The 16,996-nt window shown below is 61.8% G+C and carries 19 protein-coding genes; 9 read left to right on the top strand and 10 right to left on the bottom strand.

What is annotated here, in order from left to right; translation table 11 throughout:
• Positions 1 to 1,947 precede the first annotated feature (1,947 nt).
• Complete coding sequence (locus BB28_RS17490; RefSeq protein WP_052740274.1) at positions 1,948 to 2,784, bottom strand: hypothetical protein; 837 nt, start codon at positions 2,782 to 2,784, stop codon at positions 1,948 to 1,950.
• A gap of 167 nt (positions 2,785 to 2,951) precedes the next feature.
• On the opposite strand from BB28_RS17490, the gene BB28_RS17485 reads away from it, so the two are divergent.
• From BB28_RS17485 to BB28_RS17475, 4 genes are all read left to right on the top strand, one after another.
• On the top strand, positions 2,952 to 3,257 hold the full coding sequence (locus BB28_RS17485) for a helix-turn-helix domain-containing protein (RefSeq protein WP_070941289.1): 306 nt from the start codon (positions 2,952 to 2,954) through the stop codon (positions 3,255 to 3,257).
• The gene (locus BB28_RS17480; protein WP_046254418.1) at positions 3,254 to 4,060 is read left to right on the top strand and encodes a phage antirepressor; all 807 of its coding nucleotides are present in this window, start codon (positions 3,254 to 3,256) and stop codon (positions 4,058 to 4,060) included. The genes BB28_RS17485 and BB28_RS17480 overlap by 4 nt, the downstream gene beginning before the upstream one ends.
• Entirely contained in the window at positions 4,057 to 4,368 is a 312-nt protein-coding gene (locus BB28_RS25130) for a hypothetical protein (protein WP_126315426.1), read from the top strand. Before BB28_RS17480 ends, BB28_RS25130 begins: the two co-directional genes overlap by 4 nt.
• A gap of 110 nt (positions 4,369 to 4,478) precedes the next feature.
• Positions 4,479 to 5,024 carry a hypothetical protein gene (locus BB28_RS17475; protein ID WP_064393531.1) on the top strand — a complete coding sequence of 182 codons (546 nt, stop codon included), beginning with the start codon at positions 4,479 to 4,481 and terminating at the stop codon, positions 5,022 to 5,024.
• Between the two features lie 171 nt (positions 5,025 to 5,195).
• On the opposite strand, the gene BB28_RS17470 is transcribed toward BB28_RS17475, so the two are convergent.
• On the bottom strand, positions 5,196 to 6,179 hold the full coding sequence (locus tag BB28_RS17470; protein WP_046254415.1) for a DUF2971 domain-containing protein: 984 nt from the start codon (positions 6,177 to 6,179) through the stop codon (positions 5,196 to 5,198).
• Positions 6,180 to 6,441: 262 nt separating this feature from the next.
• On the opposite strand from BB28_RS17470, the gene BB28_RS17465 reads away from it, so the two are divergent.
• The gene (locus tag BB28_RS17465) at positions 6,442 to 6,879 is read left to right on the top strand and encodes a VOC family protein (RefSeq protein ID WP_046254414.1); all 438 of its coding nucleotides are present in this window, start codon (positions 6,442 to 6,444) and stop codon (positions 6,877 to 6,879) included.
• Between the two features lie 96 nt (positions 6,880 to 6,975).
• On the opposite strand, the gene BB28_RS17460 is transcribed toward BB28_RS17465, so the two are convergent.
• Complete coding sequence (locus tag BB28_RS17460; protein WP_046254413.1) at positions 6,976 to 7,335, bottom strand: MmpS family transport accessory protein; 360 nt, start codon at positions 7,333 to 7,335, stop codon at positions 6,976 to 6,978.
• Positions 7,336 to 7,466: 131 nt separating this feature from the next.
• Here BB28_RS17460 and BB28_RS17455 point away from each other — a divergent pair, with 131 nt between their 5' ends.
• The gene (locus tag BB28_RS17455) at positions 7,467 to 8,273 is read left to right on the top strand and encodes a hypothetical protein (protein WP_081252285.1); all 807 of its coding nucleotides are present in this window, start codon (positions 7,467 to 7,469) and stop codon (positions 8,271 to 8,273) included.
• Positions 8,274 to 8,280: 7 nt separating this feature from the next.
• Here the strand turns inward: BB28_RS17455 and BB28_RS17450 are convergent, their stop codons facing one another.
• Entirely contained in the window at positions 8,281 to 8,727 is a 447-nt protein-coding gene (locus tag BB28_RS17450) for a Clp protease N-terminal domain-containing protein (protein ID WP_030096975.1), read from the bottom strand.
• A gap of 52 nt (positions 8,728 to 8,779) precedes the next feature.
• On the opposite strand from BB28_RS17450, the gene BB28_RS17445 reads away from it, so the two are divergent.
• The gene (locus tag BB28_RS17445; protein ID WP_030096976.1) at positions 8,780 to 9,076 is read left to right on the top strand and encodes a hypothetical protein; all 297 of its coding nucleotides are present in this window, start codon (positions 8,780 to 8,782) and stop codon (positions 9,074 to 9,076) included.
• Positions 9,077 to 9,267: 191 nt separating this feature from the next.
• On the top strand, positions 9,268 to 11,340 hold the full coding sequence (locus tag BB28_RS17440; RefSeq protein WP_046254411.1) for an AMP-binding protein: 2,073 nt from the start codon (positions 9,268 to 9,270) through the stop codon (positions 11,338 to 11,340).
• Here the strand turns inward: BB28_RS17440 and BB28_RS17435 are convergent, their stop codons facing one another.
• The 5 genes from BB28_RS17435 to hisN all read right to left on the bottom strand — a co-directional run bounded on the left by BB28_RS17435 (position 11,341) and on the right by hisN (position 16,054).
• The gene (locus tag BB28_RS17435; protein ID WP_046254410.1) at positions 11,341 to 11,763 is read right to left on the bottom strand and encodes a TIGR03668 family PPOX class F420-dependent oxidoreductase; all 423 of its coding nucleotides are present in this window, start codon (positions 11,761 to 11,763) and stop codon (positions 11,341 to 11,343) included.
• A 2-nt stretch (positions 11,764 to 11,765) separates the two neighbouring features.
• Positions 11,766 to 12,266, bottom strand: coding sequence for a hypothetical protein (locus BB28_RS17430; protein ID WP_046254409.1), 501 nt, complete (start codon positions 12,264 to 12,266; stop codon positions 11,766 to 11,768).
• A 155-nt stretch (positions 12,267 to 12,421) separates the two neighbouring features.
• Entirely contained in the window at positions 12,422 to 13,633 is a 1,212-nt protein-coding gene (locus tag BB28_RS17425) for an acyl-CoA dehydrogenase family protein (protein ID WP_030096980.1), read from the bottom strand.
• A 32-nt stretch (positions 13,634 to 13,665) separates the two neighbouring features.
• Positions 13,666 to 15,069, bottom strand: coding sequence for an acyl-CoA dehydrogenase family protein (locus BB28_RS17420; protein ID WP_046254408.1), 1,404 nt, complete (start codon positions 15,067 to 15,069; stop codon positions 13,666 to 13,668).
• Positions 15,070 to 15,262: 193 nt separating this feature from the next.
• A complete protein-coding gene (gene hisN, locus BB28_RS17415) occupies positions 15,263 to 16,054 on the bottom strand; it encodes a histidinol-phosphatase (protein ID WP_046254407.1) in 792 nt (263 codons plus the stop codon).
• 23 nt (positions 16,055 to 16,077) lie between these two features.
• Between hisN and BB28_RS17410 the strand changes: the two genes are divergently transcribed.
• Positions 16,078 to 16,593 (top strand): hypothetical protein, encoded by a 516-nt coding sequence (locus BB28_RS17410; protein ID WP_046254406.1) that lies wholly within the window; start codon positions 16,078 to 16,080, stop codon positions 16,591 to 16,593.
• Here BB28_RS17410 and BB28_RS17405 read toward each other — a convergent pair whose 3' ends face one another.
• On the bottom strand, positions 16,594 to 16,881 hold the full coding sequence (locus tag BB28_RS17405) for a hypothetical protein (protein ID WP_046254405.1): 288 nt from the start codon (positions 16,879 to 16,881) through the stop codon (positions 16,594 to 16,596).
• Positions 16,882 to 16,996 lie beyond the last annotated feature (115 nt).

Genomic DNA, 16,996 nt, shown 5'->3' with positions numbered 1-16,996 from the left:
GCATGCCGACCTCGTTTTGGGGCATACGTGTTGCTGGGCCGCCTAGGAATGTCTCAATTCATACATGTACTTTGTGCTCCACTTTGATCCGGTATGCAACGGTTTTGTGCAACATTAGTGAAGCAGCGGTCGGTCAACTTCGGTCATGTTTCGTCGTGTTCAAGCAGGTAATCATGACTGAAGATCACTAAAGACGATGAAAGAAGATGGGTGTGTGAAACCGTTTCAAACCGCGAACGAATCATGCTAGCCATGCTCCTTTCGGGATGTATAGAAGTTTGCCTGCGGCTGGGTGATAGCCCAGTTGACCTGCTGTGATGATGCTTGCGCGTCGCCCATACTTGTGCTGAGATCAATTGATGACGCCCAAGGCGCTCCGCGGTCGGTTCGGTGTGGTGTCAGGTGGGGCGCTGATGTGTCCATTCGGGTACCGTGCGTGCCCGTTTGGGAACACGTTAGTAAGAATAAATGGAGTTTATGAAAGAAGGAAATTGTTATAGACAGATTCGAAAAGGAGAGAATTCGCTCCAGTATTAAAATAATTGAACAACGAGATTGAGTTATAATTGAATTGTAGTAAGCGGATGGCTCGGTGCGGTAACACCGAGCCATCCTGACCGAATACCACTTGAGAGCAGGTTCCAGTCATGTACGAGGCTACGCCACGTCAATCACGAGACACAATCGGTAAACAGCGTCTACCCGCATGCCTGAGAGCCCTGACGCTGACTCAAGGACGCAAAACCAAGTTGTGGCGCGCACCTCGGTGTCGCTGTGAACTGCAGCGACGCGGCGATAGGGCAAGTCGGACTGTTGGTTTGGGAGATCAACGTACACGGCTTGTACTCGGGGGGTCGGCTGTGTTTCATTTGCGTTGGCCGCATCATTCAGTAGGGGTGGTATGTCAAGGCTTCGACGCTAAAGGTGTGGATCGCATATCGATTCACTTGATTGCGCGTATCGATCATCGACTTGACATCGAACGGCATCAGCTTCGGGTAGATAGCCGGGCGCAGATGTCCGACTCGATTTGTGCACGCGCGACTCTCACGAAACCAGTTGGGGCAGTGATCAGAAGCGTCATGGCATTAAGTGGAGTACTTCCGGCGGCCGCCGCGCGCGGAATCTTGGGCGTGAGGGAGTGCGCAGCCGGCCCGTTAGGTTCTCTGCATGAAATCGACACGTGCCCGCGAAACGGGTCTCTACTGCTCACGACGCCTCAGCTGTGGATCCAGGCCGAGGGCTGTGGCAGTTACGGGCGGGGCCGTGCACATGTGCTTGCGGACAGCCCAGCTGGGTTGTCCAATGATGGAGAGAGGCTCGTCGCAAAGAAGTCGCCGTTAGTGGTGGGCGGATGTCGCGGCGCGATCTTACGGTGCAAATTTATGAGCAGAGATTGACAGAGGCGGGAGGTAGGCGGTGGCCACGGCCAGCGGATGCTCGGCGTGTACCCGAACTGTCCTTCGCTTCTCGTTCGAGCAGACATAGCTTGTCATCACGAGGCGAAGTAGTCGAAGCTGAAGTCGATACTGAAGAACCCAACGGAAGGGAGCCGATGCCGCGGAAAAAGTCGTCCGCACAGGGCGATTTGATCATCCACAATTAGATCAGCGGAGACAACCTCATGGGGCCAAACAGCGGATGGCCCCCTTGGTGCGGGAACACCAAAGAGGGGCCATCCAAACGACCAGTGCTCTTAGAGCAGCCCTCAACGACAGTCCGGGAGACCAGTCAGTGGACGACTTTACGCCAAATGACACAGAAGACACAGACCGTGAACGAGGTGCTGTGCCGAACAGATGGGATGCCGCGCTCGCTGCGTGGGTTAGGAGGCATCCTTCACGTATGTGGTCGGATGAATTGAAGGGTGACGTTGTCTACCTGATCCAACGTGACTTTGAACGAATTCACCCTTCAGCCTCGTAACTTGTTGGCGGCACTGTGTTTTCAGTGCAGAGGTTTGGAGCTGCTCCCACCTGACAGATCATCGTCGATAAACCGGAACCCTTCGGTTTCGGGGACATCGGAGACCGACGAGTGTCGGGTGCCAGCGCCTACCGCCTCGAGTTGCGCAAGCAGGGGTTCGAAGAGACGTATGACCTCATCGGCATTATCTGGGTTCGCGGTCGCGATCATTCTGATCACCTGTGACCTGAGTTCAGCCCTCAATTCCTGTGTTGCCGTCGACTCTTCCTCCATGGCGGCCATGACGGGGTCTTGGGAGGGTGACTGCGGAAGGCCTGCTGTGGAGACAGCGAGAACCGACAGAAGCTCCTTGATGCGTTCGAGGGATGCCGCACGCCGCTCGAAGCCTTCGATGAGTTTCTGCAGGGTTTGTGCGACGTCCTCGAGCGGAACACCTGTCTTGATCATTGGATGGGTCTGGAGTGCGGTAGCAGTCTCAGCCTGAACCGGAACAATCGGTGGCAGCGCAGTCAGCTCCGCAACTTCTTCTGGTGTTCGCTCTGGCGCAGGTTTGCGCTCGATCTCTGCGCGACGTAGAAGGAGTTCGAGTTCGCCGGCTGCATCTTCTCGCCCTGCACTGCGAAGTTGCTTGGGTGTTGCGCTGACTGCATACGCCATGCGCGCGAGCGTCTCTGAAGGAGCTCGCACCGCAACACGGGTCTGAGGATCGACCTGCTGATAGCCCTTCGCGATCTGTCGCCAACGGGCTTCGCTCAGGGCGGCCATTTTGGACGCGCGATTCACTGACAGCCGGGGGGTGAGTTCCCGCCGTAGCCGCTCAATCAGCTCGGCTTCTGGTGGTGGAGCCTCTGCATCCATATCGAACACTGTCCTATGCGTTGCCCTACGAAGTCCAGTCTTCGTAGATTCGTGGGTCTACGTAATGACACGCTTGTCATATCCGAACATTACAGGTGAGCGTAGGTACCGGACAATTATTCGTAGTTGTTGTTGTTTTACGTGTACCTACATAGTACCTTCGAACTATGTCAATCAGTTCGCGAACCCGACACGGAGTCTGGCAAGCGCTTCGGGTCGCTCGATCCAAGGATGGTCAGTCCCTCACCGCGCTCGCAGATGTCGCTGCTATGTCGGTCTCCTACCTCTCAGACCTGGAACGTGGCCGTCAACTACCGAGTGTGGAAGCCGTAAGGAAACTTGCGAGCGCGTTGAATGTTCCGGTCTCGGTACTTGAGAGAGAACGGCGTGTCGACACCAATGGCAACGACATCGCGCTTGTCGAGTTGATCCGCCAGATCGTCCGCGAAGAACTTGCGGAGGGCGCGGCATGAGCACCGACATTCAACTGTTCGAGTTCCGCGACTATCCGGTTCGATTCGCAGTCATCGATGGCGAGCCGCACCCAGTCCTCGCCGACCTGTGCGCAGTGCTCGATATTTCCAATCCCAGGAACGTCGCCGCACGCTTGGCCGATGACCAAAGGGGTGTCGCCCTGGTGGACACCCCTTATGGCAGGCGGTCGATGACCGTCGTCAATGAGTCGGGTATGTATGAGGTGATCTTCCGCTCCGACAAGCCCGAGGCTGTCGAGTTCCGTCGTTTCGTCACGGGTACGGTTCTGCCGCAGATTCGCAAGACTGGTCAGTACGGCACGGCTGCAGTGGTTCCGCTGACTCGTCTGGAGTATGCGCGCAAGCTGGTCGACGCCGAGGAACGCGTCGAGGCCGAATCCCGTGCCCGCATCGAAGCCGAGTTGCGTGCAAGGGAATTGGAGGCGCCAGCGTCTGCCTGGTCACACATGGCCGATGCAACTGGCGACTACGGGGTCGCCGACGCCGCGAAGGTCCTATCGCGTGACCCGAACATCAACATCGGCCGTGACCGTCTCTTCAGGTTCATGGCTGTGAAGGGCTGGATTTACCGCGATCGCGGCACCGCATCCTGGAAGGCCTATCAAACCCAAGTCGACTGCGGACGCCTCGTCGAAAAGCTGAACACCCCGTACCTGCACCAGCCATCGGGGGAGATGCGGGTACCGCCCCCGACTATTCGGATCACGCCGAAAGGACTTGCTGAGCTTCATAAACGGCTCGGGGGAGCCGGTCAGCTTGTGCTGATGGCGGCCAGCGCATGAGCACCGTCGACGCCCGCCGAATGTGCGAGACGGTGACCTCACTCGTGCAACTTTCTCCACAATTCCTGGTGCTCCCGCTCCGCGATAACGCCCTCTTCGAGCTCCCGAAACGCAAAAACGAGGCCAGTCAGAACGTCGTCGACGTCGCAGGCTCCGGCCTCGGCATCTCGTCGGCAGCCAAATATTCCCCGTTGGGGCTTGTTTTCAAGCATTGCGGTGCGATGATTGATCTCACGCTGTGGCGTGCTTGCCCGGTATTCGCTTCGCATGAAGGGCGGCGGTCAAATGGCCGAGATTCAGAGCAATGATGAAGTGCCCGACGAACCTCTACCGCCTCCGCCGAAAACGGTGGTAGAGGTTCCTGCTTGGGTGCCGTGGGGTATAGGCGAGGACATCCGAGCCGACAAGCCCGATGGTTATGAACGCACCCAGCAGCTCTAAACCCTTTGACCCTGACTACATCGCACCCGCTGGCAAGGTCTATCAGTTGATGGTAGCCAGCTTCTTGGCCGCCGAGTTCGATCGGAAGAAGACGCTCGAGGCCAGAGGCGCCACTTTGGTGACATCAAGCGTCTCGCTGCTGACACTGGTGACTGCCCTAACCGTGTTGGTTGCCGGGAAGGACTATGTCTTTCGTGACCATCGTGCGTTCATGGTCTTGCTCGTGGCGCTGGCCGCCTTCATCGCCGCGGGCGCCGTGGGGGTATTTGTGCAGACTTACGGGTTCAAGTTCAGGGTGATGGACGCCGCGACATTGGAAGTCCTTGCAAACCAACCGAACTGGGAGCGGACAGCGGACGATGCGGCGAGGAACTGGGTCCACTGGCAGGTCATGTCAATCTGCACTCTGCGTGAAGGTAACAACACCAAGGCCGCACTGATCGGAATTGGTCTCGGCTTCCAGCTGCTGGCCATAGTTCTGCTGGCGGTATCAGTCGGGATCGAATTGTCCGGTCGGCTCTAGTGCTGGACCAGAGAGAGGGCGCGGCCAGGATCTCGTGGAGCACCTCGGGCGACTTCAAGCGCTGTGTGGCCGAACTCGGCAACTACATCTCCGACCTTGTGGGCCTGTGTAACACCTACCGCGTCGAGACTGCCGGTGGCCCGCCCGGCCATGGCAGCGCTGATTGCATTGTTAGGGCTGGTAAGGCAGCTTGGATGCTATTACCCGAGTCTCAGGAAACCCGTTTCGTTCCAACATTCGCCTAATCGTGGCTTCCACGAGTTGGTGCTTCACGGCTGGCCCTGTGACTACCTCGACGAGCGCTTGGCGTTCGAATGGCATTTCCACATACGGCTTGAACATTGTCGCGCCACCCGTCCGGAACTTCGTATCCACCGCTCGCAGCGGCTCGTAAGGCAAGGCCTTGAACGACTCCCCAAGGCTAGATAGGGCAGTCCTCTGAGAACGGCTCTGCCCGCTGAAGTGCTCGGTGATGGTCAGGCGATGTTCTTGCTCGTCTTCAAACGCTGAGTGCTTCACTAGAGGCAGTCGGTGGATCAACGCGTGGGTCTGCCAGATGCAGTTAGCTACCTTGGTGTTGAAGTGGCGGGCGTCGTCATTCTTTCCGGAACACTGCCGCACCATGTCGAGCAGTCCGTCGACCACGCGGTCTCGGGCTGCGTCGCCATAGTTCACCTTTTGCAGGAACGCATTCCAGCGGAGTTCGATTTCTTTACGCCCGCCGTCCGTACCGATCTCGGTCGCGGTCACGGGCTCCAGGTTCCCGTCCGGGTAGCGGCAATACTGGGGCACCTTGAGTACGCCGATTTTGTCAGAGTCGAAACCAAGTGCAACGCCGCGCCCGTTCGCGCCATAGCGACTCCACTGGCTGATCGCATCTGGCAACTCGGTGAAGCACGCGACGAGAACAGCGTCGTCGAAGGCCATCAAGTCGATAGCGTTCATCAACCGGAGCGCTTCAAGTTGAGCCCTATACGCCTCGGAGTATTCACCTGGTTGTGTAGCGAGCTCTTCGAGTCTTCCGACGAACGGTACCCACGTGTAGACCAGTTCTTCCCAGTCGTTTAGGTACCGAAAGTCGGTGGCCCACAGCTTCGCCGCCTCCACGATTTTTTGGAATGCCTCGATATCCGTGTACTGGTAAACGATGCCCACGTGATGAACCTATCGGTCCGCAGAGACTTCGCTGAATACGGCATCTGGCATGGTCGGCGCTACTCACCGCCCGTTTAGGCCTGTCATTGACTAGTCCGATACGGCCTGTGCTAGCTCAACTCTCGGATATCCCAGAGGTCGCAGGTTCAAATCCTGTCCCCGCTACTAGGTACGCAGGCCAGAGATTCAGTCTCTGGCCTGCGTCATTTTTACTCTGAGATGTTCGGCCACTCTCGCTGCCCGGCTCGGTAGCATCCCTGCGATGGCCATCAAGCTCGATAACGTCGGCATCGCCGTTGAGGATCTCGAAGCCGCTGTCGCGTTTTTCACCGACCTCGGTCTCACAGTCCTCGGTCGCGCCACCGTCAGCGGTGAATGGACCGACACCGCCGTCGGTCTGGACGGCAACCACGCGAACATCGCGATGCTTCAGACGCCAGACGGCCATGGTCGGATCGAACTATTCGAGTACATCCATCCCGAAGCAATCGCGTCGAAGCCCACTCTTCCCAACGACATTGGCATGCATCGCGTCGCGTTCTCGGTCGACGACATCGATGAGGCCATCGAGATAGCCGCCAGGCACGGCTGCCATCCGCTACGCGGTGTCGCCACCTACGAGGACGTCTACAAGCTCACGTACCTTCGCGGTCCCAGCGGCATCCTCGTGATGTTCGCCGAGGAGCTGAAGAAGGGTTGAGGGAGGGTTGACGGGCCGACCCGCCGAGACATGGAACGCCGTGGACTCGGCGGTCTTACTGACGGTCGCAAAGCACCGCTGGCCGCGCGGCGAGCGCTATCCGTGGCAGGTGGCGGTTGAGTCCTGCGTCGCGGCGGTGTTCTCGACCTTGACTTTGCCGTTGACGATCAAGCGGCATGTCGCTTCGGCCCCTGCGGACTGGGCGCTGACGAAGTACGGGGGATCGGTGATGTCGCTGGTAAAGGTCCAGGTCCAGGTGCGCTGAGAGCCGTCGACGGGCTGCTCACGCATATGCCCGAGGCTGTCTCGCCAGGTGATCGCCGTTAACGGGCGATCTGAACTGATGACGTAGAGAACAGTGTCCGGGGGCTGCGGAGTGATGGCGAGTGAAGCGCCGAATGCTGTCGCACCGACCGCAGTGGTGCAGACGGTGATCAGAGTTGCTGCGAGTGCCACGGATCAGCCCTCGTCGCTCTCTGGGGTCGAGACCATGAGCTTCATTGCCCGTCCTTATCTTGTTGTGCTGAGGGCACAGTACGCCCGATCACGTTCACGCCGTGGCGATTTGACGGTCTGAATTCAGAGGAATCGATCCCCGTCGCGCGCCTGGACCCCGGCCGCGAGATGATGGGCACATGGGTCTCATCGCGTTACCAAATGCCGTGCTCTCCGATGCCGATATCGCGGACGCACTGAGCCGCGCGGTCCGGGTGATCAACCCCGTCCTGACCGTGCTGGCGCAGTCCGATCCCTTTGGGCTCAAGGAGCGCACTTACGAGTTGGGCGACGGCGACGGAGTCGTCGACAAGGCACTTGATGCCCTGGCCTGCGCTCTGAACACGGTCACCACCCCGGGCACCCGGGCCTGGGAGCAGCTGGACACGCGCGGAAAGGTGCACTGGTGGGTGCAGCGCGTGGGCGCCGTCAACACCGTATTCGTCGCTTTCCCAGGGATTTTCGGTGCGCTCGCGGCACGGCTGCCCGTGCAGGACCTGCTGGGATTCTCCAACCAGGCCATTGTCCTGGTGGCCATTGCCCGCGAGCTTGGTATCGGTGATCACCAGGAGCAGGTCCGGCTGCTGGCGAAGGTGCTGTGCAACCGCACCCTCACCGACGCGGCGCTGGCCGGTGCCGACGATCAGGACCCGGAGACGCCGCGGAGCTGGTCGCCGTTCGCGCTGGCTCGCACCCTGTGGCACCTGGCGGGCATCCTGCGGGCCATCGGCGATGAGCTGGAAAAACGGCCGCAGCCTAAGCCGATTTTCCGTTATCTGGGAATGCTCCCGGCGGTGGGCAGTGTGGCCGGATATTTCGGCGAGTACGGGGCTCTGCGGCGGGCCGCGAGCGCGGGGGAGAAGAGCATCGCCGCGCAGTCACGACCTGCGTACGCCTAACCGCGTCCTAGTCGCCGAGGTTCTCGTCCAGGTGGGCCCGGACGTTATCCCAGAGGTCCAGAACGTCCACGTTGAGCTTCTCCCAGATTTGGATGATGAGGGGGTCGGCCGCGTCCACGAGCCCCAAAAGTAGGTGCCCCGTGCAGATTTCCGTGTGCCGCCTGCTTGTGGACGCGGTCATCGCCAGCTCAAGTGTCTGCTGGGCGCCCGGAGTAAACGCCATTTTCTCGGTTGGCGGCTCCTGGCCCAACGGCACGATCTGCTGAATGACCCGTGACCCGTTCTCAAAACGGACTCCGGCGGTAGCGAGCAGCCGAGCACCCAGGCCGGTGCCTTCGCCGAGCAGACCCAGCAGGAGGTGTTCTGCTCCGAGATAGTTGTGCTGGCGTTCGCGTGCTTCCTCCTGTGCGATCACGATGACCTGTCGCGAGCGCTCGTTGAACAGATGGAACATGACCCTCCCTATCTCCGGCTCAAGGTACATCTTGCCGGAGCTGGGTTCGGTGATGAGTTACTGTCACGGCATGAGCGCTGTGAAGGTCTTGGCTGGAACCGGTTTCGTGGCAGTCGCACTGCTTTCGGGATGCTCGGGTGTCATCAATCAGGGTGGGGATACCCCATGCAAGGACTTCATCGCCGCCGAGGAGCAGAAGCAGAACGACGCGGTGAGCAAGATGCTCAAGGATCAGCGTGGGCGTGATGCCTCGAATCTGGAGATCTCCGCGACACGTACCTCGGTCACGATGTACTGCAAGACGCTGGGGAACGACAGCAGCAAGATCCGCGAGGCACCTCACATCTAGGTAGGGCCTTTCACGCAGTGTTTGCCTGGCCGCGGATATGCCCGGCTGGGGTTGCGGGCAATCGCCGCGCGCTGCGCTGGGCAATCTGGTCACGGCAGTGACAGGAACCACATCCGTTCCTGGGCAGTGATCCGCGTCATCGGGTACGCTCGCGCGGTGCATGACCGAAAACCCCAGGTAGGACTACCATTATGGTCGCTGATGTAATTAGTTGCGACAAGTTGCTCAGTCACCCGCGCGGGCTGGTGTGGGAACTGATCAGCTCACCCGACATGTACCCGATGTTCTTTACCGGCGTCGGTTCCTGCGAGACCTTGATCGAGAACACCGAGACGGGACCCGATCCCGAATACCTGGTGCTGTCGGCCAAGGCCACGGCCCGCGTTCGGCTGATTCTCAGCAACACCAAGGAAAGTCTGGCTATCGAGGGAGTCGACAACGACGGGCTGATCTCTGTCCGGTTGTTCGAGGAACGTTCGGCGCAGACCCGGGTACGCATCACGGTGTTGCGGGCGGCCTCCGTCTTGCCACCCGGCATCAAGAAGCCGAGCGTGGCGGTAAACCAGTGGTTGATGGATGGGCTGGACAAAATCGACGACTATCTGTCTGGCGCGTCGACTTCCACCGTGTCCAATATGGGTGATAACGGAAATATTCAACTCAGCATCGCCCGGCTGATGGTGGGGGTCGGTGTGGTGCGTATCCCGCGCCCCGACCGCGGGCTTCGCCAGTTGGGTTCACTGGCGCGGTGGGGATTCACTCTTCAGGGCGGATACGCGGCCGCGGCGGCCCGTGCCCCCAAGCAGCTCGCGATCGCCGATGACGCCGGACAGCTGACCTTTGAGCAACTCGACCGGCGCGCCGAGGCGATGGCCACCGGTCTGATGCGCGACGGCATCAACGAAACGTCCAAGATTGGCCTGCTGGCTCGGAACAACATTGCCATGGTCGAGTGCCTCATTGCCTTCGGCATGCTCGGTGTGGACGTGATGCTTCTCAACAACGCATTGGCAGCAACCCAGATCCAGATTGCTGTGGCGCGGAACAATCTCACCAAGGTGTTCGTCGACGACGATCTGGACGAACTCGTACGGTACGTGCCCTGGGAGGTCGAGCTCGTCAGCACCGGTCGGCGCAGTGCCATCAATGGCCGCCGCGGGCTCGATGACTTCGTTGTCGCCGACAAGCCGGGAGTGTTGCCGCCCACCCGTCCCGGCCACCAGGTGGTGCAAACCTCCGGAACGTCGGGAACCCCCAAGGGAGCGTTGCGGCCGACGCCGCGTGGGTTCGCCGTCATTGCCGCGATGCTTTCGCGGATGCCGATGAAGATGAACGAGACCATGCTCATCTCGGCGCCTGTCTTCCATGCCTGGGGACTGGGCTGCCTTCAGATCAGCACCCCGCTGCGGGCGACGGTGATCCTGCAGGAGAAGTTCGATCCGGAAGAATGCCTGCGGGCCATCGCCACCCGTAAGGTGACCACGCTGATTGCCGTCCCCGTGATGTTGCAGCGCATCGTCGATCTGCCCGCCACGGTGCGCCAGAAGTACGACACCTCGAGCCTGCGACTGGTTGCCTGCAGCGGGTCGCCTCTGAATGCCTCACTGGTGCAGCGGTTTACCGAGGCATTCGGTGAAGTGCTCTACAACTTCTACGGATCCACCGAAGTGTCCTGGGCTACCATTGCCGACCCTGCGGACCTTGCGATCGCTCCCACCACGGTGGGGCGGCCGCCGTTGGGCACCACCATCGCGATTCTCGATGCCGACCGGCGCCCGGTGCCTCGCGGCGTGACGGGACGAATCTTCGTCGGCAATGAGATGTTGTTCGACGGATACGTCGCCGATCCCTCTCCGGCCTCGGTCAACGGTCTGCTGGACACCGGCGATCTGGGTCACCTGGATGCCGATGGTCGTCTGTACATCGATGGGCGCGACGACGAGATGATCATCTCCGGCGGTGAAAACGTGTTTCCGCGGCCGGTGGAAGACGCGTTGGCCTTCTTGCCGCAGGTTGCCGACGTTGCCGTCGTCGGGACCTCCGATGACAGCTTCGGTCAGCGGCTGTCGGCGTTCGTCGTGCTGCACAAGGACGCCGGTCTCGACGGAGACATGGTGCGCGCCTTCATCAAGAATCGGCTCAGTAAGTTCCATGTCCCCCGCGATGTGTACTTCGTCAACGCACTGCCCCGTACGTCCACGGGCAAGGTCATCAAGCGACTGTTGCTCGCGGACTGCGCGCGCGATGGGATCAGGCCGGAGTAGTCACTCCTGAACGGGGGAGGCGGTCCACCCGCTCCACCGGGAAACATCGGTCAGCACCATCGGGCCGGCTGGCGGAGCTTCTCGATACTGCCGATACTTGTTGGCCAGCAGGCTGATCCAGGCCGGATCGGGCTTGTCGAGTGTCTGGGCGATGCCATCGGCGCGCGCCCACCACAAGGCCGACCAATCCTCGTCGTAATGGTCCACCAGGAAGCTGACGGCGGGATTCGCGGTGATGTTGCGCAGTCGCTGTAAATCGTTGTGCGACTTCGGCTTGTGATCAACAGCCCAGCAGATGACATCATCGGCGACCGCGAAGGTCACCGGAACCAGATGCGGCACAGCCGATGCGTTCACCGTGGCCAGCCTTGCCACCGTCGCCGTTCGGAAACGGCTCCGTGCATCGGCCGGGTCGAGTCGCACGCCTAGTGCGCGCCCCCGTTGCAGATGTTGGCCAGCACGTGGAAGTTGTTGACGCCGTCGAACAGTAGGCCGCCGACGGCAGTGCCACGGTCGATGATCTCGGGGGAGGAGCGCACCTCGGGGGCAGCCACCAGCCACGTTCCGGAGAGGTCGTAGGCGCCGCTCAGGCCGTCGGCGTAGGCGGTGAGCTGCTGGCGGGGGCCGGGTTCGGTGATGCCGTCCAGGTTGGCGCGCACCCCGTCGTTGACTCGCCCCCACATGTCGCGGGCCTGCCCAATGGCGTCGACCTGACGGTCCAGGCCGGAGTAGGCGGGGTTGTCGCCGCGCAGGTACATCAGGGCCTCGGTGACGATCGGGCCGTTGTTGGCCGGATCATCGACGGCCTTGGACATCTGGTTGATCGCGGCGCAGGTCGATTCGTCCGCGCTGGCCACCGGAAGGCCCGCGCCGAACGGAATGATGGAACAGCTCACCAGGGCAAGCAGACCTGACCGAACCCACATATGTCCTCCACAAGATGATGTATCGCGTCGATAGAAACGGGAGCTTAGCCGCCTTTGCCAGACTTCGCTCAGCTGGCTCACAGAACGCTCGTCGGAACCACTGCGGCCCCTCCGGGTGAATCCCGAAGGGGCCGCAATGGATCTTGATCAGTGCATCACTTGAGTTCTGCGGAGCTCAGCCCCAGCAGGCGGCGGGCCACCACCAGCTGCTGGATCTGCTGGGTGCCCTCGAAGATGTCCAGGATCTTCGAGTCGCGGCCCCACTTCTCCAACAGAGTGCGCTCGGAATAGCCAGTGGTGCCAGCCATTTCGACAGCCTTGAGGGTCACATCGCTACCGACGCGACCGGCCTTGGCCTTGGCCATCGACGCTTCCATCGAGTTGGGAATGTTGTTGTCGGCCTGCCATGCGCTACGCAGGGTCAGCAGGTACGACGACTCCCAGTCGGCCTCCATGCGCAGGAACTCGGCCGCGGCCGCGTGCTGGGCGTGGGCAGGCCGGTCGTAGGAGATCTCGATGCCGGCGTCTTCAAGAATCTTGCGCAGTTCCTCGAGCGAGGCCCGCGAGACTCCCACGGCCATGGCCGCGACGATCGGACGGGTGTTGTCGAAGGTGCTCATCACACCGCCGAAACCCTTTTCGGTGTTGATCTCCGGATCGGACAGGATGTAGTCCTTGGGGATCCGCGCATTGTCGAAGCGGATGACCGCGGTGTCGGATGCCTTGATACCGAGCTTCTCTTCGAGACGCTCGATCGTCACGCCCGGGTGCTCACGCGGAACCAAGAAAGACTTGATGGCCGGACGGCCCTTGGTCTTGTCCAGGGTGGCCCACACCACGATGTGGGTGGCGCGCGAACCGGCGGTGACGAAGATCTTCTCGCCGTTGATGACGTACTCGTCACCATCGAGCTTGGCAGTGGTGGTGACCGCGGCGGAGTCCGAACCGAAGCCGGGCTCGGTGATGGCCATGGCGGCCCACACCTTGCCGAACTTGTCGGCGTCTTCCTTGGTCGTCACGCTCGATACCGCGGCGTTGCCCAGCCCCTGGAAGGGGATGGTCAGCAGCAGGCCGCAGTCGCCCCAGCTCATCTCGAGGGCGTTCAGCAGCGCGGACATGTTGGCGCCGTTGACGTTCTGCTTCTCGGTGTTCTCCTCGGCGCGGAAGGCCTCGGCACCGGCGAAGGCGAACGTGCCCGCGGCGGTGACGCCGGCGAACAGCGTCTCCAGGGTGTCCAGCTCGACCGGGTAGGTGTGCTCGGCCAGGTCGTACTTGCGGGAGATCGGCCGTACCAGCTCGGCAGCGCCCTGGTGCCCCTTCTCCTGAACCGCCTGCAACTTCTTGGGGAGTTCCAAATTGATTGCCATGGAAAGACTTTCGTTTAGTAGAGGTTCGGGGCTTAGAGGACTACGACGCCTTCGGCGACACCGATGGCACGCAGGTTGCGGTACCAGCGTTCCACCGGGTGCTCCTTGGTGAAGCCGTGGCCGCCGAGCAGCTGCACGCCGTCGAGGCCGATCTGCATGCCCTTGTCGGTTGCCAGCTTGCGAGCCAGGGCGGCCTCGCGGATGAACGGCAGGCCCTGCTCGGCGCGGGAAGCACCGCGCAGGGTCACCAGACGAAGGCCGTCGAGCTCGATGGCGATGTTGGCGCACATGAAGGCAACTGCCTGGCGGCGGGCGATGGGCTCGCCGAACGCCTCGCGCTGCTTGACGTAGGGGATCACGTAGTCCAGCACGGCCTGGCCGGTGCCGACCGCCAGGGATGCCCATCCGAGACGAGCCAGTGCGACGGCCTCGGAGTAGTCGGACTCTCCGGCTGCGTCCTCGCCCAGCAGGCCTGCGGCGGGAACCGCGACGTTGTTCAGGTTCAGCCGGCCCAGGGCCGCGCCGCGGATACCCATGCTCGGGTCTTCCTCGACGGTGATGCCCTCGGTGCCGGACTCGACGATGAACAGCGACGGGCGGCCGTTGTAGTTGGCGGCCACGATGAACAGCTCGGCCTGCGCCGCAGCGGGAACCAGCGACTTGACGCCGTTGAGGCGGAAACCGCTGGGGGTGCGGGTGGCGGTGGTCTTCAGGCTGAACGGATCGAACAGTGCCTGCGGCTCGGCGATCACGACAGAGGCCTGCGGCACGTTCTCGCCCGCGAACTCCTTGAGGTAGGTGGCCTGCTGGTCGGCGCTGCCCCAGTTGGTCAGCGCGGAAGCCACACCCGACGGCGCCAGGATCGGCAGTGCCAGACCCAGGTCACCGTATGAGAGGGCTTCGGCGACAAGCGAGTTGGTGACGGTCGAGCGCTGCGAGGCGATGCCGTCGAAATCCTCGGGGATGTTGATGGCGGTGACGCCCAGCTCGGCGACCTTGCTCAGCAGATCGGCGGGGTAGGTCTTGTTCTTGTCCGACTCGTAGGCGGCCGGGCGGATGACCTCGACGGCGAATTCCTTCACCGTGTCGGCGATCATCTTCTGCTCGTCCTCGGGAGTGAGGTCGAAGTAGTCGGCGTTCGCCTTGTCGAGGCGCTTGGGGGCGCCCTTGCTGCCGGTCACCTTCTTGAAGGTGCGGTTGGCAACGCCGAGGGTGGTGAACAAGCCCTTCGTGGTCTCGAAGATGCCCTTGTTGAAGGCTCCGCGCAGGTTGTACTTGTCCAGCAGCTCCGAACCCGCGATCGGGGTCAGCACCGCGATGAGGATGTCGATCGCGCCGCGCTTGTGCTTCTGGAGGCCTACGCCGGTCTCGTGTTTCGCCAGACTCTTGCTCTTGGCGGCCTTCTTCTCGTCGCGCGGGGTCAACGTGTTGGTCATGTCACCAGCCGTTTCTGGGGTCAAAGTGGGGTTCTGCCGGAGTAACTGATCGTTACCTTACTCCGAAGTAAGAACCGTATCTTACTAAGCGGTAAGGTCCGCACAAAACGAGGTGCATGTCACACCGATGAACCCCGCGGCACGCGGGAACTACCGCTGCCGAGCGGCGCTGGGAGTGCGAGAAGACGGGCGCTCAGGACAGGGCGCGCAGTACTTCCTCGTGCAGCAATGCGTTGCTTGCGACGGCGCTACCGCCATGTGGGCCGGGTTCACCGGCCAGATTCGTGAAGGTGCCGCCGGCCTCGCGGACCAGGATGTCCAGCGCGGCCAGGTCCCACAACGAGACCTCGGGCTCGGCCGCGATGTCGACCGCTCCCTCGGCCACCAGGCAGTACGAGAAGAAGTCGCCGTATCCCCGGACCCGCCACACCGCGTCGGTGAAGTCGATGAATCGATCGCGCGTACCGCGGTCGGCCCAGCCCGACAGGCTGGAGAACGACAGGCTGGCCGACGCCAGCTGGTCGACTCCGGAGACACGGATCGGCTCGTCCTGGCCGGACCCGACCCGGCGATGGGCACCGAGCCCGTCCGCCGCCCACCACCGGCGGGACAGCGCCGGGGCACTGATCACCCCGACCACGGGTACGCCGTCTTCAAGCAACGCGATGAGCGTGGCCCAGATGGGGACGCCGCGTGCGAAGTTCTTGGTGCCGTCGATCGGATCGATCACCCATTGCCGACCGCTGAAGGCGGCCTCGCCGCCGTATTCCTCACCCAACACCGAGTCTGCTGGGCGGGATCGATGCAGCAGGGAGCGCAGAACCGACTCCACCGAGGTGTCTGCGTCAGTCACCGGCGTCAGGTCGGGCTTGGTGTCCACCCGCAGATCGAGCGCACCGAACCGCGACGTGGTGATTTCATCGGCTGCATCGGCCAATTCGAGTGCCAGCCGACGATCTTCGCGCAAGGAGACGGTGGGCGTCATGCCTGCAGTCCTACCATGGACGTGTGTGGGAATTCGTGGTGCTACTGCTCATCGGCGGCTCGCTGGCTTTCGTCATCATGCAGATGCGACGCGGCAGGCAGGCGCAATCCGGTACGAACGCAGCGCAAGGCACCCTGTTGGTGACCGGGGTCAGCCCTCGTCCCGAGGGGGCGACGGGTGGGCAGCTGGTTACGATCACCGGTGCGATCAATGGTCCGACGGTCGCCGAATACATCACCTATCGGCAGATCGTGCGAGACGTCAACGATTGGCCGCGCATCGGTGACCTGATTCCGGTGCTGTACTCGCCGAAGAATCCCGAGCGGTGGGATGTGTTGTTAGCCCCGCCGCCTGGCGCCACTGCGCAGCAATATCCGAGCGGGCCGCCATCAATCGAAAACATCGATCCGGTGCCTCCACCGCCGCCACCCGCAACGCCGCCACCACCTCCGGCGCCCTTCGAGCGCCCGTCGTCGACGGAGGATCCGGCCAAGAGGCATGAACCGCCGCCGCGGTACTACGAACCTCCGCCGCTGTAGCTAGGCGGTCTGCTGCAAGAAGTTCGCCAATGCGGCGAGACGGTTCTCGGTCTCGCGCTTGAACATTCGCTCCGCGATGGGCTCGATGATCGCCGGTCTACAGGTGAAGGTCATCGTGTACGTCGCCAGCGACATGTCCTCGCGGTGCTCGGCGGCGAGATCGGTGTCGTCACTGTCGATCGATTCATGACGGAGCCGCCCAGGATCCAGCGCGCGGTACAGACGGCCACCTTGCCAACGTCGGCCTTGCCGCCCTCCACCGATGCGCGGCGTAGCAGGGTGTCCCATTCCAGTCGTCGGCCGTAATCGTGGAGCAGGTCGAACGTCCGCTCGCAGCTGGCGGGCATGACCTGTGACACCACGATGTGGACGGTCACGGATGAGCCTCTTGGGCGAAGACCAA

The sequence above is a fragment of the Mycobacteroides chelonae CCUG 47445 genome (genome assembly GCF_001632805.1).
Lineage (GTDB): Bacteria > Actinomycetota > Actinomycetes > Mycobacteriales > Mycobacteriaceae > Mycobacterium > Mycobacterium chelonae.
Note: the sequence above shows the minus strand (reverse complement) of the source record. Positions and strands in the feature narration are given on the sequence as shown.

What these genes read in the sequence shown, in the direction of transcription:
- BB28_RS17490 (WP_052740274.1), bottom strand. Translation starts at nt 2,784, where the DNA reads ATGGATGCAGAGGCTCCACCACCAGAAGCCGAGCTGATTGAGCGGCTA.
- BB28_RS17485 (WP_070941289.1), top strand. Translation starts at nt 2,952, where the DNA reads ATGTCAATCAGTTCGCGAACCCGACACGGAGTCTGGCAAGCGCTTCGG.
- BB28_RS17480 (WP_046254418.1), top strand. Translation starts at nt 3,254, where the DNA reads ATGAGCACCGACATTCAACTGTTCGAGTTCCGCGACTATCCGGTTCGA.
- BB28_RS25130 (WP_126315426.1), top strand. Translation starts at nt 4,057, where the DNA reads ATGAGCACCGTCGACGCCCGCCGAATGTGCGAGACGGTGACCTCACTC.
- BB28_RS17475 (WP_064393531.1), top strand. Translation starts at nt 4,479, where the DNA reads ATGAACGCACCCAGCAGCTCTAAACCCTTTGACCCTGACTACATCGCA.
- BB28_RS17465 (WP_046254414.1), top strand. Translation starts at nt 6,442, where the DNA reads ATGGCCATCAAGCTCGATAACGTCGGCATCGCCGTTGAGGATCTCGAA.
- BB28_RS17450 (WP_030096975.1), bottom strand. Translation starts at nt 8,727, where the DNA reads ATGTTCCATCTGTTCAACGAGCGCTCGCGACAGGTCATCGTGATCGCA.
- BB28_RS17445 (WP_030096976.1), top strand. Translation starts at nt 8,780, where the DNA reads ATGAGTTACTGTCACGGCATGAGCGCTGTGAAGGTCTTGGCTGGAACC.
- BB28_RS17440 (WP_046254411.1), top strand. Translation starts at nt 9,268, where the DNA reads ATGGTCGCTGATGTAATTAGTTGCGACAAGTTGCTCAGTCACCCGCGC.
- BB28_RS17430 (WP_046254409.1), bottom strand. Translation starts at nt 12,266, where the DNA reads ATGTGGGTTCGGTCAGGTCTGCTTGCCCTGGTGAGCTGTTCCATCATT.
- BB28_RS17425 (WP_030096980.1), bottom strand. Translation starts at nt 13,633, where the DNA reads ATGGCAATCAATTTGGAACTCCCCAAGAAGTTGCAGGCGGTTCAGGAG.
- BB28_RS17420 (WP_046254408.1), bottom strand. Translation starts at nt 15,069, where the DNA reads ATGACCAACACGTTGACCCCGCGCGACGAGAAGAAGGCCGCCAAGAGC.
- hisN (WP_046254407.1), bottom strand. Translation starts at nt 16,054, where the DNA reads ATGACGCCCACCGTCTCCTTGCGCGAAGATCGTCGGCTGGCACTCGAA.
- BB28_RS17405 (WP_046254405.1), bottom strand. Translation starts at nt 16,881, where the DNA reads ATGGGACACCCTGCTACGCCGCGCATCGGTGGAGGGCGGCAAGGCCGA.